Source organism: Candidatus Hydrogenedentota bacterium (assembly GCA_035450225.1).
Classification (GTDB): domain Bacteria; phylum Hydrogenedentota; class Hydrogenedentia; order Hydrogenedentales; family SLHB01; genus DSVR01.
This window is the reverse complement of record DAOTMJ010000012.1, coordinates 99,517-114,163: the sequence shown is the minus strand read 5'-3', so window position 1 is coordinate 114,163 and position 14,647 is coordinate 99,517. Positions and strand designations below refer to the sequence as shown.

The window sequence follows — 14,647 nt, the reverse complement described above, 5'->3', positions numbered from 1 at the left end:
AACGATGGAACCTTTGCACGCGAAACGCTTGAACGGCTCGCCTCGGCGGTTCGGGATGCCATCCCCCGCGCCCAGCCCGTCACCCATTTCGGACTGGGAGAAGGCCGCGTCAAGGAGGTGGCCTCGAACCGGAGAATTCTCGGTCCCGACGGCAAGGTCAAGGCCACGCGTTTCACCACCTGCAAGGATCCGGATCTGCGCGCCGAACCGGAAGGCACAATCGATCCCGTCGTGTCGCTCGTCAGCTTTTGGAACGACGGGAAACCGGTCGCGGCCTTGAGTTACTATGCGACACACCCTCAAAGTTATTACCGGACGGGCATTCCCAACCCGGATTTTCCGGGCGTGGCCCGATTCATGCGTCAACTGGCCGAACCGTCTGCGTTGCACATTCATTTCAACGGTGCGGGCGGCAACATCGGCGCCGGCAAATACAACGATGGGGCCATGGAAAACCGGGGCATTCTGGCCGGGCGTCTGGCCGAAGGCCTGCGCGAAGCGTGGGATAACACGATCAAGGAACCGATCGATGCCGGCATGATCCGGTGGAAAGTGAAATCCGTGACGCTGCCGGTCGCGAAACACCTGAACGCCGCTACGCTGGAATCGTCATTGAAAGAGGCCAAGGACAGCGGAGAAATCGAGCATTTGGCCTCGAAACTGGCCTGGTTGCGCCGTTGCGAGGCCGGACATGCCATTGATGTATCGTGCCTGTCCATCGGGCGTGCGCGCATTCTGCATATGCCGGGCGAATTATTCGTCGAATATCAACTGGCCGCAAAGGCCAAAAATCCCGGCTTGTTCGTGGCCATGGCCGCTTACGGCGACTACGGAACCGGTTATATCGGAACGGCCGTGGCCTATGAACAGGGCGGTTACGAAACCAGCGATCGCGCATCGAATGTCGCACCAGAGGTCGAAGGGGTTCTCATGGAGGCAATTACGGAACTGCTCGAACCATAGGTTCAAGGCGATTTCCGTGCGATTTGTCGCGGCAGCACTAACGAGAAATTGCGGTCGCCGCTGTTTCCGCCCGTTTCTTCCTTGGTCCACGCGCGATCTTCACCGATACGTTTGAGAACCGCGCTGTCCGGCGGAAACACATCCTCGGGCGCCATGCCGTACCGTTTCTCGAACGACTCTCGGCTGGGCTCGAACCCGACGCTGAGGCTTACGCGGCGAAACGATTCGGCGGACAGACGGGTGGGATTGTCCATGTGACTCACCATCGTGCTTTCGATCCGCCAATCGCCTGTTTCTTCGATGTAATACAACCCGATAATCCGCACTTCCTGCGGATAGTCAATCAGCGAACAGGTCTCAATCTCCGGGTAGGGATAGCGGCCTGACACCATTTCAAGATGGTTCCGGTGATTGTGCCCGCAAATATGCGCGATCATGCGGGGTTGCGAGGCGAGATAGGCCCGGAATTCGCGCGTTCCCACCGTGCCCGGCCCGTAAAAAAGATTGAAATCCGCGCTGGGATGATGCGAGGCAACCAAGACATATTCGCCGGCGGCTTCCGCCTCGGCAAACTGGGGTTTCAGAAACTGCTCGAACTGCTTGCGGGTCATGACGCCGTGTGCGATGGGCACTCCATCCGGCGGTTCCGGCGCCGTTGTATCGAGCACGACAAGCCGGATAGGCACGTCCGCCTTGGGACGCACGGAATAATACAGCGGGGGCTTGTAGGCGAGACCGTGTCCCGGCGGAAGGGCCGTGCTGTTGAAATGTTCCGCCGCAAACCGGGCGGCGTCAACAAACTGCCTTCGAGGGTCCGGGGGAATCGTTCCGCAGTCGAGCCGATCCCATCGAAGCCGCATACTGTCCGGATCGGCCACGTCCATGCTTCCAAGGATAATGGCCGGGCTTTTGTCAACGGTTGGCGAAAGCCCATGCATCCCGAATGCGTGCAGGCCGAGCACGGCCGCCACCGGACAGAGCAGCGGGGCCATCCAGTCCACCGGGTTTTCCGCTTCGGTTGCAATCCGAAACGTGCCGGAACATTGCGCGTCATGGTTTCCCCGCGCGATGTACCAGGGGATTTCCGGTAATAACCCCTCCGCCAAGAAGGGCAACTTGGGATTGTCCTCCGGCGCAACCGGACGCAACGGCCCGTCCAACAGTCCCGAATCCGGCCGGACAATGCCGCCGTCCATTGTATTCATAAACCAGCGCAGTTCATTGTATTGCGCATTATCAACCGCATCGCCGGTGTGCATCACGAAATCGAGACGACGTTGCGGCTGGAGCGCGCCCGTGTGATACGCGTTCAGCACTTGCAGCGTCGCATCCAGAACCTGCGTCGTGTAGGCTTCCTGCGGACGCCACGACTCGTAAAAAAGATCCGCGAGGCGAACGGTGCGCGCCGGACTTTCGTCGTCGAGCACGTGCGTGTCGGTGATATGCGCGAACTGCAACCAAAGTACCCCAGGCTCCACGGGCATTTGCGGCGCTTCGGGGCAACCCGCCCCTAAAAAACATACGAGTACAGCAAGGCCATGCAAACCATATCGGCAATAGCGCATGTGGACCTCCTCCTCAACATCTTATCAGCGCCAAGGGCGATCAAGGAGTTTCCAGATATGCCCTTTATTTCAACAACACGGTCCGCCGCATCATTCCATGTAAAACAATTCGGCGGCGGCATGAACCGACGCCCTTTCCAACGCAAAAAACGGGTTTTCCCATGCCCATCCCGGCATGGGAAAACCCGCTTCCGAGGCACTTCACGCAGGAAGCGCCATCCTCCTCCCGAACGGCCGTCCGGCGATCCGAAGACCGTTCTAAACCAAGGTGCTGATATCTTTTCCAATCGTGCGGAAAAGATTATACAGGCTGGTCAGAATATTGAGCATTTGCTGAATATTGGTCAACAAATACGAAAGCACGTCCAACGATCCAAGCAGATCGTTATCCGCCATTGCCGGCTTGCCTTTTGTCACGCTACGAATATGCATGCTGTCTCCCTTTTCGTCCAACTACCCCTGCGTTCGGAATTTAACAAAATTCAACTACTTTACAAAAAGAGTATACCGCACCTTTTTGCAAAACGCAACCCCCCGTTCATTCTGTGAATGCGAATTTGATTCCCCTTGAAAAGGTGTTTAAAAACCTTCAGGAAGATTACTGGCAGACACTTATGCAGAGCCGCTGTAAACCCTAGCTTGCAGAGATGGCTCCGGGACGAGTACTCTGGCCTTTCAAGCCGGGAGGTGCGATGTGCGGCGATTAGGTGCAGTTATGATTGTGGCGGCGGCCGTGGTCGGCGGGATTGCCACCGCGCAAGGCGACGATGTGTCGCCGGATGAGGCCCGGAAAACCCTGCGACGAGCGACGGCGTTTTTCCGTGAACAGGTTTCAACATGCGGCGGCTACCTTTGGCGGTATTCCGCGGACTTGTCCCGGCGCGAGGGGGAAGGGAAAGCCACAAACACGATGATTTGGGTTCAACCGCCGGGGACGCCGGCGGTGGGCATGGCTTTTCTCGATGTGTACAAGTGGACAGGGGAGAGGCGCTATCTTGACGCCGCCGTCGAGGCCGCCCATGCGCTCGTAAAGGGGCAGTTGCAGTCGGGCGGATGGGAATACCATGTCGAGTTCGATCCGGAGAAACGAAAACAGTATGCATATCGCAGCGACGGACTGACCACCGGGCGCAACACGACGACGCTGGATGACAATACCACGCAGGCGGCGTTGCGGCTGATTATTTGCGTCGATCATGTGCTCGATTTCAAGGATGCCGCCATTCACGAGGCGGCGCTTTACGGCCTGGACGCCCTGATCAAGGCGCAATATCCAAACGGCGCATGGCCACAGCGTTACAGCGCATTTCCCGACCCGGCGAAGCATCCTGTCAAGCCGGCCGGTTATCCCGAGACCTGGGCGCGCACCTATCCGGGCCTTGATTACAAGGGCTTTTATACCTTGAACGACAACACGCTGGCCGACACAATCGCCACGATGTTCCTCGCCGCGGAAATCTACGGAGACGATCGTTTTCGGCAGGCGGCCCTTCGGGGCGGCGATTTCATCCTTCTGGCGCAAATGCCCGATCCGCAACCGGCATGGGCGCAGCAATACGATTTTGACATGTATCCCGCGTGGGCGCGCAAATTTGAACCGCCGGCCGTCACCGGAGGCGAATCGCAAGGGGTATTGCGCATCCTGCTGGATCTGCATGAAAAAACCGGCGATCGCCGGTATCTCGAAAGTGTCGGCCGCGCCTTGGACTACCTCAAACGATCACGCTTGCCCGATGGAAAACTTGCCCGGTTTTATGAATTGCGGACCAACAAGCCGATCTATTTCACCAAGGCATACAAGTTGACGTACAGCGATGATGACCTGCCCACCCATTACGCTTTTGTCTCTGCGTCGCGGCTGGAGGCCATCGAGGCGGACTACCGAGCCGCCCTCGAAAAGGGTCCGGGGTCCGCATCGGCGCAAAAGATCACAAGGCAATCGTGCCTTGCGCCGAAACCGCATTCCGTGTCTCCGGATGAGGCCCGGGCGGTAATGGCCGCCATGGACGGACGCGGGGCGTGGGTGGAACGGGGAGGGTTGCGCTATCACGGTTCGGCGGATGAGACACGGGAAGTGATAGATGTCCAGACGTTCATCCAGAACATGCGCACGCTCGGCGCCTACATAGCAGGCTTACGCCACGAAACGGATGGCAAAGCCCGATAAAACCGGCTTCTTTTTGCCTTTTTTCACCAGTTTCGATGCCGATCCCAGCGGAAAAGTGTCGGTTGCTGGCTGCCATTGAGTTTCTTGTGCGCATTTTTCAATTCATGCAACAAGATATGCGTGCCTACCGCGTGTGATTCGTTGCGAAGCGACACGTCAATACGAAGCGAGATCCCGTGCGGCGCGGATGCGCTGAAATTCAGTTCGACTTGTCTGCAAAAAATGTCGTACGACGCGGGTGGTAGCAGCGCCAGGAAATATTCCCGCCCGAGATGGGCGATGGCCGTGCCCCGAAGGTCGTTTTCCACAAGGGTGCGGCGAATGGCATTGCAGACATGATCGATCAGCCCCATCGCTTCCTCGTGGCCGTGAATGACCTGGTACGCGTCGAAGTCCTCTATGGACAGGTAGCAGAGGGCAAAGGCGCGCTGTTGAAAGACGCGGTGATCGATTTCGCGGGTTATGGCTTCCAGGGTCAAGAAGTTCGTCCCGGTGCTCGGCTGATTGATCCTTCCCGCGAGCGCATGCAAATCGTTCAGGCGCGTGGTCAGATCCTTTGCCGAAAACGGCTTGCCTAGGTAGGCGTCACAGCCCTGGGTCAGCGCATATTCCACCTCGGGGCCGTCCATGATCGAGGAAATAAAAAGGATTGGCGTCTTGTAGAGCGACGAATCCGCGCGGACGGATCGCGAAATCTCGAATCCGGAACCGTCGGGAAGCAATACATCCAGGAGGATCGCGTCTGGAATAAATTGCCGCATCTTCTCAACGGCCCCTTTGCAGCGCGTGGCAAACTGCATCGAACAGCCCAGCGGCGAAAGCATGCCGGTCATCATTTCCAGCATTTCCGGATCGTCGTCAATGGCGAAAATCTTTTTCATGGCGCCCCTCCCGCCCGCATCAACCGCCGACCGTCCCTGCCCAAGCGGACCGCAACACGTCTGGTCAAGACCGCGCGGATGTCATGTGGGCTTGCTGTTGTTTACCTTTTGTCTTCCCTTGCACGCACCAACCGGGTCATCGTATTTCTCCCCTTGCACCTTCCGCCCGTCGGGAGATTTACAACAACTACATTATACATCAAAAAGCGATTAAAAACAAGAATTCGGCTTGCTGTCAATCCGCGCAGTTGGGGGGATTCAAGGGACGACGGTCACGGTAGCGGGATCGGTCGGTTCCGTAGGACCGCCCTAGCCAAGTTTGCCGGCCAGATTGCTTATGCAGGGATAGACATTCGGATCCGGCGCCGTTGAATTGGGATTGTGGGGGATATAGCGAATCCACTCGGCATGCGCATCGAGATAAAGGCAATTCATGCCGCCCGGGACGTGGTAGAAGTGGTTGCCCGTACCGCTTGGATTTTGGCACACCATGTCCCAAATGACCGGGATCGTGCTTTGCGCCATGGAGGTGGCCGCGGGATTGTTGATGTCCGTGACGAATAAACGTTCGACGCCTTCGCACAGCCGGTAGAGCCGCGTTGTAGTCTGGGTCTGAGTGTCGGTGTACGCGATGTCCGTGGTCGCGAAGGATTCGGGAAGCACTTGGTTGCTGTCGCGCGCGGCCTTTACCGCGTTTTTTGTATGCCCCAGTCGTCGTCCGAACGCGTCGCCCATCCGAGATACATGTACGAGTAGTCGTGGAATTGTAGCGGCAATTTCCTGACGCGGAGGTCTTTCAGTTGTTCAATGATGGTTCTGATCCGACCTGCTTGGGGATCGGATGGACAGAAAAAGATGTTATAGTCCGGCATGTCTTCCGGGTAGACGCCAGGTCCCCAGAAGAAAGTGTGGGTGGGGCACGGGAGTCGCGCCGTCGGCGGGATAATAGTTGGGAAACTGGGGAGGGTAGGACGGTGCGCCGGCTTCGTTTGCATACATCTTGAATACCAGGCCGATCTGTTTCAGGTTGTTCTGGCACGATGAACGCCGCGCCGACTCTCTCTCGCGCGCGAGCGCTGGCAACAGGATCGCGGCCAGGATGCCGATGATCGCAATAACGACGAGCAGTTCGATCAGTACCCTAAAATCTGGCTTCTACAAAAAACAACAAGAAATTCTCGGGCAACTTGCGCAACCCATAGAAGTTCTATGATTTAGCGAGTGCGAAAACCGCGGGATTTCGAGCGCGATAACGATTACGAGCACGAAGAGAAACTGGGTTGTGGGCGCTGCCCACGTTCGTGTAAAACCAAGTCTTCGTGCCAACATGAACAATCCTTCTCATCACCGGTTGTTCACTGCGTTGGCATCAACATACTCAATATGCACAGCCGTGCATATCGGAAGTATATACAACCCTTTCTAAAAACAAAGCCGCCGTGTTAAGCAATCATGACGGGCTCTTTCCGCTTTTCGATCAAGGCGATGTCCCCGATGATCATCTGTTTGTCCACGGCCTTGCACATGTCGTAAACGGTCAAAAGGGCGACGCTTACAGCCGTCAAGGCCTCCATCTCGACGCCGGTCTTGTCCGTTGCGGCGGCTTCGCTTTCGACGACGACGCCGTCGGCTTCGATGGTCGCGCGCACTTGGACGCTTGTGATCATTACCGTGTGGCAGAGCGGGATAAGGTCGCATGTGCGTTTCGCGGCCTGGATGCCGGCGATCTCGGCGATGGCCAGCACGTCGCCTTTCTTGATGGCGTTTTCACGGACAAGGGCGATGGTGTCGGGCGACAGGCATATGCGGCCGCGTGCCCGTGCGATGCGCCGCTGCATGGGTTTCGCGCCGACGTCCACCATACGCGCGCGGCCTTCGCCGTCGAGATGGGACAATGGCATCGTGTTTATCCTCCTATGCTGTTGAACCGGCCCCGGCTCGTCTGGCCGCACAAAGGCTTTGCTTCCACGGCCTGCAGAATGGCCTTGCGCGCGCCCAATTCGCGAACGCTGAATTGGGTGTCGCAGAAAAGACACGGGCGAATCATGCCGTCGCATGACAGCCGCAGGCGATTGCAGCGTGCGCAATCCCCGCCGCTTCCGCCGATCACGACCGAGAAATCCCCAATTTCGAGATTCATCCGCCGGATATAGCGCACCTCCAATCCTTCGCGGGCTGCGTAGGCGGCGACGCCGCGCGCGTCGGGCTCATCGGGCGAATCTTGAACGACACAGTTGAGTTTGATGGGCGCCAGACCCGCCTCCCGTGCCGCGTGAATGCCTTCAAAAACCTTATGAACGTCGCCCCCGCGCGTAATGGTCGCATACCGTGCCGGATCCACCGCGTCGAGACTGACGTTCACGCGGTGAAGACCGGCCGCGGCAAGCGGTCGCGCAAATTCGGCCAGATAGGCGCCGTTGGTGGTCATGGCGAAATCCGTAATGCCGTCCATGCGGCTCAGCATTCCAATCAGCGTGACGATACCGCGCCGGACTAGCGGTTCGCCGCCCGTCACGCGGATTTTGGTGATGCCCAGTTCCACGGCGGTCCGGGCAATTTCGGCGATTTCCTCGAAGCGGAGCATGTCCTCGTGGCAGAGCAGTGGAACGCCTTCTGGCGGCATGCAATAGGAGCAGCGCAGGTTGCACTTGTCCGTCACGGAAATCCGAAGATAGTTTATTTTCCTGTTAAAGCGGTCGAACACGAACCAACGTCCCTTCCTCTAAAACGCCCGCGCCGGCCGGCAGCACGATAAGCCCATCGGCGTCACACAACGCATTGATATGGGCCGATCCGTGATATGCGCCGGCCTCCACACGCCCGTCCGCCGCGAATTTAACCGGCAGCCATGTTTCGCGATCCGTTCCTTTTGCCTTGATGGGCGATGCCAGCGGCCGGAGAGAATAGGGGGGGCGATAGTCATGGCCCATGAGCCTGTAGAGAAACGGCTTGACAAGAATCTCGAATTGGATAAACGTCGAGACGGGGTTTCCGGGCAGTCCGAAGCAATAGACGCCGGGCCCCACGCCGAAGGTTGTCGGTTTGCCTGGTTTCATCGCGATCGAATCGAAAAGGATCTCGATGCCGTTTGCCGTCATGATGTCCGGAACCAGATCATAGTCGCCCTTCGACACGCCCCCGGAAAGCAGGATCACGTCGTTTTCGGCCATGGCGCGTTTCATCGCGCCGTCAATGGCGTCCCGTGTGTCGCGCGCGATGCCGTAATAGGCCGGCGCCGTATCCGCGGCGAGCGCCTGCGCGCGCAATTGGTGGCTGTTGCTTGTTCGGATTTGTGAAGGGCCGGGGCGCTGGTCCGGTTCGACCAGTTCGTCGCCGGTGGCGATGATGCCGACCCGTACTTTGCGATAAACGCGAGGGTGTATGCAGCCGACTGTCGCGAGGACGGCGACGTGCTGCGGGGCGATGCGAGCGCCACGCCGCAGTGCGATGTCGCCCGCGCGGATGTCCTCGCTTTTACGGCAGATATTGTCGTGTGTCGTTGAACCGGTAAATCGGACGACGCCCCTGCGTATCTCTTGGGCGTATTCAATCATGAAAACACAGTCCGCGCCTTCCGGCAGCATGGCGCCGGTCATGATTTTCGCGCACTGGCGTTCGCCGACGGCTTTCAGGGGGGGCTTGCCCGCCTGAATGACCTCCACAATCTCAAGTTCGTGGCCGAGATCGGCGCGTCGGCAGGCGTAACCGTCCATGGCCGACTTGTCGAACGGCGGCATGTCCATGTCCGAACGGACATCTTCCGCCAGAATGCGGCCCAGCGATTCGGAGATCGCGACCGTTTCCGAATCCAACATCCGGGCATGCGACATGACAAGATTGAAGGCTTGGTCGAATGGAATCATATTTCTCCTGTCGTGGACGGCTTGCAGGTGATTGCTTCGCCGCCGATTGTCCATCTGTTTCCCATGATAGCCACATGGGCGGGATCCAGGTCAAAACGCGTTCCGTCGAAAACAACGAGACGATCGGCGTATTGTTGAACCGCCCCGGCGGAGGCTTTGATCGTTTTGTCCCCGCTTCCACAAAAAAGCAGAAAAAAAGCCGGCTCAACCTTGGTGCGCAGGCTGTTCGACTCGCAGACGATGGGACAACGGGCGCCGATGGTTTCGATGAACGCCTGCGCGCCTTCTTCGAGATGCTCGCTCATGACGCGCAGCCAGAAGACCCGCGCGGCGCCGGCGGCGAGCAGGCGCTGGGTGTCCTTTGTCCCGCCACGCAGGGTCTCCTCGGTGATGCAGAATCGTCCGTCGAGCGTGGCGCATACGCCGCACCCTTCGCCGCCCCGCGGGCAGGTTCCGTTTCGCTCCTGAATGGTCGTGACTTTCGCCGCGACAATTTCGTGATGGACGGTGAGGCGCTTCAGTAATTCGCACGCAAATGTGGTCTTTCCGGAGTTTCGTCCGCAGGAACCGATCATCAGCATGTTGGGCGCATGAATCATGTCATTCTCCAATAAAGCGCGCGGCGGAGGCCTTGAAACTGGCCCAGACTTCGCTTCCGATCTGCAGTTGCAGGCGATGGAAGGATTCATTGGTGATCCACGCGGTGGCTTCGACGCCGATATCCACCGTGATCTCGACGCCCAGACGGGCGGGCGCAATGTCCTTGATCATACCGCGAAACGTGTTTTGCGCGCTTGTATCGTTCCGCGACAACGACACGGTGATGTCTTCGCTACGCACAATCAGGCTTCCCGGACCGGGGGAAGCATCGGTCAGCACGGCAAACATTCGATCGCCCGTGGTGAATTTTGGAGTGCCGCCCGGTTCCGCGGCGAGAAGGCGGCCCTTGTACACGTTGCGGATGCCGATAAAGTGCGCGACGAATTCGGACGCTGGATGATGAAAAATCGTTTCCGGCGCGCCGGTTTGCACCACGGTTCCCCGTTCCATAACGCCCACATGCGAGGCCAGCGAAATGGCCTCCTCGTAATCATGCGTGACATGAATGATCGTGTGCCCGCGCCGGTTCAGTCTTCGCAGCAGCGCACGCATGTGGCCGCGGGCTTGCGTGTCGAGTGCGGCGATAGGCTCGTCGAGCAGCAGACAACGTGGTTCAATGGCGAGCGCGCGCGCCAGCGCCACGCGTTGTGCCTCGCCGCCGGACAGGGTTCCCGGCATCCGGTCAAGCAGCGTTTCGACGCCTGTTTCGCGCGCAAGGGCAAGGATGCGTCCGTGGCGATCGGATCCTCGCATCCCTCTTGCGCGAAGACCATAGGCGATGTTGTCGCGAACGGAAAGATGGGGGAAAAGCGCCTGATCCTGGTAGACGAGGCCAAAGCCCCGGTGCTGAATCCGGGCCTGCGTGACATCCTCGTTGTTCCAGCGGATGCGGCCTTCATCGCACGATTCGATGCCGGACAGTATTTCGAGCAGGACCGTCTTGCCGGCGCCCGAAGCGCCGAGCAGCACGAAATAGTCGCCATCGCCCACCTCGAAATTTACATCGTGCAGTTCGAAACGGCCTAAGCCTTTGGAGATGTTTTCAACGTGAAGCATCGAGTGGACGCCTTGCCAGCAGTCTTGCCGCGATAAACAGGATTAGGCACACGCCGATGAAGAGCACGGAGATCGGCCGGGCATACTTGAGTCCGAATGCGCTAAAACGCTCGTAAATGAGCACCGGCGCGACAATCGGATGGTAGGCGACGACGGCGACGGCCCCGAATTCGCTCAATCCCCGCGCCCACATCAGGATCAGGCCGGACAGGATTGCCCGCCACGCCAAGGGCACGGAAATCGTGAAAAAAACGCGCGCGGGCGAGGCGCCGAGGCCAAGCGCGGCCTTTTCCAGCCGTTCGGGAACGGCGTGGAATCCGTCGCGGGCGGCGTTGATCAAAAACGGCAGGCTGACAAACGCCATCGCGGCCATGATGCCCGCCGCGCCGCCCACGAAATGGATGCCCATGCGCTTGCCCGCCGCGCCGATAAGACTGTCGCCCGCCACGAATCCGAGGATCGCGATGCCGGCGGCGGAGTGGGGGATAACGATGGGCAGATCGATGATGGCTGTTACGAGGCGCTTCAACGGGAATTCTTTCCGCGCCAGCAGGTAGGCCAGCGGTATCGCCCCGACCGCCATGATGGCCGTGGCGGCCATCGAAGTCCAAACCGTCAGAAAAATGCTGCGCTGCACCTCGGTGTCGCGGGCGGTATGCACAAGTTCCGCGCCCGATGTTTTCAATGCCATCCCCGCCAGCGGCGCGACAATGAACAGCAGCGCCATGCCGCCCAGAAATGCAAAGAGGAGGTAAAGCGGCTCGTATCGGGTGAAGGATGTGAGCTTGTTGTTCATGGTTTCAATACGTATTTCCGCAGGCTTTCGGGAATTTTTTCATAGGTCTCCGAGATGGCGGGAACAAGCGGTGGCTGGCCGTTCTTTTCCATAATCGTCAATCCCTTGCCTTTATCAAGGAGGAATGCGGTGAATGCCATCGCCGCTTTTGGGTTGGGCGCGTTTTTCGGGATCGTAATACCGTAGACCATGGGCTCGCCATGCTGGATTATCGTTGTCCCCGGTTTCTCGCCTGTAATTTCCACCGAAACCGTCTTGTAGTGATCCGCCAGCGCGGCGTCCTTCAGATTGATTTCATTGGGAAGCGTCAACCATTTGAGTCCATGCTGGACGGCCACGGAGCGATACAAAAAGAGGTAGTCGATCGTCCTCGTTTCAAGCAGCGCCAGCAGATCCGTTTCCTTCGGGCGCATGTAACGGAGATCCTTCCCTGCAAGCGCGTCCGCCAAGCCCGGCCGCCTGTAAAAATCTTCGGCGAGTTTCATCGTAAGGACGGTGCGATAGCCGCACGGATCCGAATTCGGGTCGGCGCGCCCGAATGCCACGTCGGTCTTCCGTAAAATCTCATGCCAGTTGTTTCCGTTGATTTCATCGGCATACTTGCTGGCGCCGGTAAAAACGATGGCCATTTCGTTGCCGGCGAATTTGATGTTCCAGTCCGCGAATTTTGGAATCAAGAGGGTGTCAATCACGGCGTAATCCGATGAAGCCATTACATCGCAGGGTTTGCCGAGATCGGAAATCTTTCGCGCGCATTCGCGGCTACCTGACGCTTCGGCCAGTACGCGCACAGCCGGATACTCGGCCGCAAATGCCGCCGCCATTTCCTTCATCGGCACGCTGAGACTGCCCGCATGAAAGACAATCAAGTCGCCGGAAGGTCCGTCCGCCGACCATGCCAGCCCGGCGATTAGGCAGAAAACCCCCAAAAAACCGCCCGATTTCATTTTTCAATCCTGTTTGACCATGTGGCAAACGCCTTGTCCACCGACTTCGCAACTCGTTCGTGAAATCGCCTGTATTCTTTGAGCCATTTGCGCCCCTCGACAGTCAGCCGTGTCTCCCCGCCGTCGCTGCCGCCGCGCCGCCGTTCGAGAAACATGACGCCCAGCGCCTTTTCGGCCTTGCGGAGATCGCCCCACGCTTTCCGGTAGCTGATGCCGAGAACCTCCGCCGCCGCGCGCAACGATCCTTCGCGTTCAATGGCTTCGAGCAATCGCCACTTGCCGCTGCCGAAGACCTCCTTGGGATCGTCGCCGCGCAGCCACAACTTGAACCCCGGACAGAAAGCCGGCGTTTTGGGCCCATGACCGCGGCTCATTTGAAACAGCCGAGCTGGCAGTGGGCAATGCGGATGTTTTCCTCGTTGCATGCCTGGCCGACGGCGCCCAACGGTTCGCCGAGTCGTTCGGCTATCTGGAAGGCTTGCGCGCACGGCAGGATCCGCCGTCCGTCGCGGTCAACGGCGGCCTCCCGAACGGTTTTGCGTAATATTTCGGATAGTTCCATGAACCGTCTCCCGTTATGTCTGCGAATGCATATCGGGGAGATTGTAGCATGTCCGGCAGCAAGATTCCACGTTATTTGCGCAGAAATCTCCGGACGGCTTCGAGCACTTCGTCCGGCGAGATGAGTTCAAGGCATTTCGGATAGGCGTACTTGGGGCAGATGTCCTTGTTGCAGAGTTCGCATTCGATGCGCTTTCTCAGCACAATCTGGCGATCGCCGTAGGGATACCAAATATTCGGATGGAAACGCGCGCTGAAAATGGCAACTGTCGGCGTGCCCATGGCATAGGCGACGTGCATGACGCCGGTGTCGTTTGATAGGGCGACCCTGCATCGCCGCAGAACGGCTTCGAGAATTCCAATGGGGGTTTGTCCGCCGAGATTGATGGCGTGTTCGCCCAATTCCGCCGCGACACGCGCCGTCATCTCCCGCTCGTCGGAACTGCCGGTCAGGACAATGCACGCATTGTCTTCGGCGATGAGCCGCCGTCCGACTTCGATGAACGATTCGGGCGCCCACCGGTTGGCCGGGCGTTTGGCGCCGCAGTGCATGGCCACAAAGGCGCGCCCTTGACCGGGCGCCAGAAGAAGTTCCGCGCTGCGATCGTCCTCCGGACCTGGCGTCAGCCACGGGAAGGGAATGGCCGCTGCGCGATCGATGCCAAGGGGACTCAAAAGGTTCAGCAGCCGGTCCACTTGGCGCAGTTCGTACTCAGCGGGTTCGACCATCTGGAATCCGGCGAACCGGCGCACGCCGCTCCATGCCAGAAGGAGTTCGTATTTGGCGAGATGGGAAAAACGCGTGAGGTGATTGGGCACGGCGACGGCCATGTCAATCTTGATGCCGGCAATGCGCCGGCTGAGACCGTGCAGAAACCGCAACCGGCTCGATTCGTCAATGTAGTAAACGATGATTTCGTCGAATAGGGGATCGTGTTCCAAGAGTTCCGCGGCGCCGGGCATTCCCCGCCGCGTGGGGGAGGTCAGCAGCGTGAACCGGGCGTCCGGAAAACGGCGGCGCAACGCCCGAAATGCCGGCATGGCGACTATCATGTCGCCAAGATTGCCCAAGCGCAACACAAGAATATTGCGCGGCGTGGATGAACGTCGTCCGCCGGGCAACATTGACAACAACATTGCCCCCAACGACAGCAATCGGTTGCGGATTCTATTGGACGGAACCACCACCTTGTTCACTCGCAGCAATCAACCCATAAAATTGCAGGCCGCAGGCCGCATCGAAAATCA

16 protein-coding genes and 1 pseudogene are annotated in these 14,647 nt (G+C 58.7%); 2 read left to right on the top strand and 15 right to left on the bottom strand.

The features are described from left to right. Positions 1–963 (top strand): hypothetical protein (locus tag P5540_09235; protein ID HRT64999.1); only part of this gene is annotated, 963 nt, incomplete at its 5' end. A 2-nt stretch (positions 964–965) separates the two neighbouring features. On the opposite strand, the gene P5540_09230 is transcribed toward P5540_09235, so the two are convergent. Continuing rightward, positions 966–2,528, bottom strand: a complete 1,563-nt coding sequence (locus P5540_09230) for a metallophosphoesterase (protein ID HRT64998.1) — start codon at positions 2,526–2,528, stop codon at positions 966–968. A 258-nt stretch (positions 2,529–2,786) separates the two neighbouring features. Continuing rightward, positions 2,787–2,960, bottom strand: coding sequence for a hypothetical protein (locus P5540_09225; protein ID HRT64997.1), 174 nt, complete (start codon positions 2,958–2,960; stop codon positions 2,787–2,789). A gap of 262 nt (positions 2,961–3,222) precedes the next feature. Between P5540_09225 and P5540_09220 the strand changes: the two genes are divergently transcribed. Continuing rightward, on the top strand, positions 3,223–4,695 hold the full coding sequence (locus P5540_09220; protein HRT64996.1) for a pectate lyase: 1,473 nt from the start codon (positions 3,223–3,225) through the stop codon (positions 4,693–4,695). 23 nt (positions 4,696–4,718) lie between these two features. On the opposite strand, the gene P5540_09215 is transcribed toward P5540_09220, so the two are convergent. The 13 genes and pseudogenes from P5540_09215 to P5540_09155 all read right to left on the bottom strand — a co-directional run bounded on the left by P5540_09215 (position 4,719) and on the right by P5540_09155 (position 14,596). Then, positions 4,719–5,576 (bottom strand): response regulator, encoded by an 858-nt coding sequence (locus tag P5540_09215; protein HRT64995.1) that lies wholly within the window; start codon positions 5,574–5,576, stop codon positions 4,719–4,721. A 309-nt stretch (positions 5,577–5,885) separates the two neighbouring features. Next, complete coding sequence (locus tag P5540_09210; protein HRT64994.1) at positions 5,886–6,311, bottom strand: hypothetical protein; 426 nt, start codon at positions 6,309–6,311, stop codon at positions 5,886–5,888. Positions 6,312–6,584: 273 nt separating this feature from the next. Next, positions 6,585–6,713, bottom strand: a pseudogene (locus P5540_09205) (DUF1559 domain-containing protein). 305 nt (positions 6,714–7,018) lie between these two features. Beyond that, positions 7,019–7,477 (bottom strand): cyclic pyranopterin monophosphate synthase MoaC, encoded by a 459-nt coding sequence (gene moaC, locus P5540_09200; protein ID HRT64993.1) that lies wholly within the window; start codon positions 7,475–7,477, stop codon positions 7,019–7,021. A 5-nt stretch (positions 7,478–7,482) separates the two neighbouring features. Continuing rightward, positions 7,483–8,280, bottom strand: a complete 798-nt coding sequence (locus P5540_09195; protein HRT64992.1) for a radical SAM protein — start codon at positions 8,278–8,280, stop codon at positions 7,483–7,485. After that, complete coding sequence (locus tag P5540_09190; GenBank protein ID HRT64991.1) at positions 8,264–9,439, bottom strand: molybdopterin molybdotransferase MoeA; 1,176 nt, start codon at positions 9,437–9,439, stop codon at positions 8,264–8,266. The genes P5540_09195 and P5540_09190 overlap by 17 nt, the downstream gene beginning before the upstream one ends. Then, positions 9,436–10,038, bottom strand: coding sequence for a hypothetical protein (locus P5540_09185; GenBank protein ID HRT64990.1), 603 nt, complete (start codon positions 10,036–10,038; stop codon positions 9,436–9,438). The genes P5540_09190 and P5540_09185 overlap by 4 nt, the downstream gene beginning before the upstream one ends. Before the next feature lies 1 nt (position 10,039). Beyond that, positions 10,040–11,095, bottom strand: a complete 1,056-nt coding sequence (locus P5540_09180) for an ABC transporter ATP-binding protein (protein HRT64989.1) — start codon at positions 11,093–11,095, stop codon at positions 10,040–10,042. Then, the gene (locus P5540_09175) at positions 11,082–11,891 is read right to left on the bottom strand and encodes an ABC transporter permease (GenBank protein ID HRT64988.1); all 810 of its coding nucleotides are present in this window, start codon (positions 11,889–11,891) and stop codon (positions 11,082–11,084) included. The genes P5540_09180 and P5540_09175 overlap by 14 nt, the downstream gene beginning before the upstream one ends. Beyond that, a complete protein-coding gene (gene wtpA, locus P5540_09170; GenBank protein ID HRT64987.1) occupies positions 11,888–12,838 on the bottom strand; it encodes a tungstate ABC transporter substrate-binding protein WtpA in 951 nt (316 codons plus the stop codon). The genes P5540_09175 and wtpA overlap by 4 nt, the downstream gene beginning before the upstream one ends. Further along, positions 12,835–13,212, bottom strand: coding sequence for a LysR family transcriptional regulator (locus tag P5540_09165; protein ID HRT64986.1), 378 nt, complete (start codon positions 13,210–13,212; stop codon positions 12,835–12,837). The genes wtpA and P5540_09165 overlap by 4 nt, the downstream gene beginning before the upstream one ends. Continuing rightward, positions 13,209–13,400 (bottom strand): hypothetical protein, encoded by a 192-nt coding sequence (locus tag P5540_09160; GenBank protein ID HRT64985.1) that lies wholly within the window; start codon positions 13,398–13,400, stop codon positions 13,209–13,211. Before P5540_09160 ends, P5540_09165 begins: the two co-directional genes overlap by 4 nt. Positions 13,401–13,471: 71 nt before the next feature. Next, the gene (locus tag P5540_09155; protein ID HRT64984.1) at positions 13,472–14,596 is read right to left on the bottom strand and encodes a glycosyltransferase family 9 protein; all 1,125 of its coding nucleotides are present in this window, start codon (positions 14,594–14,596) and stop codon (positions 13,472–13,474) included. Positions 14,597–14,647 lie beyond the last annotated feature (51 nt).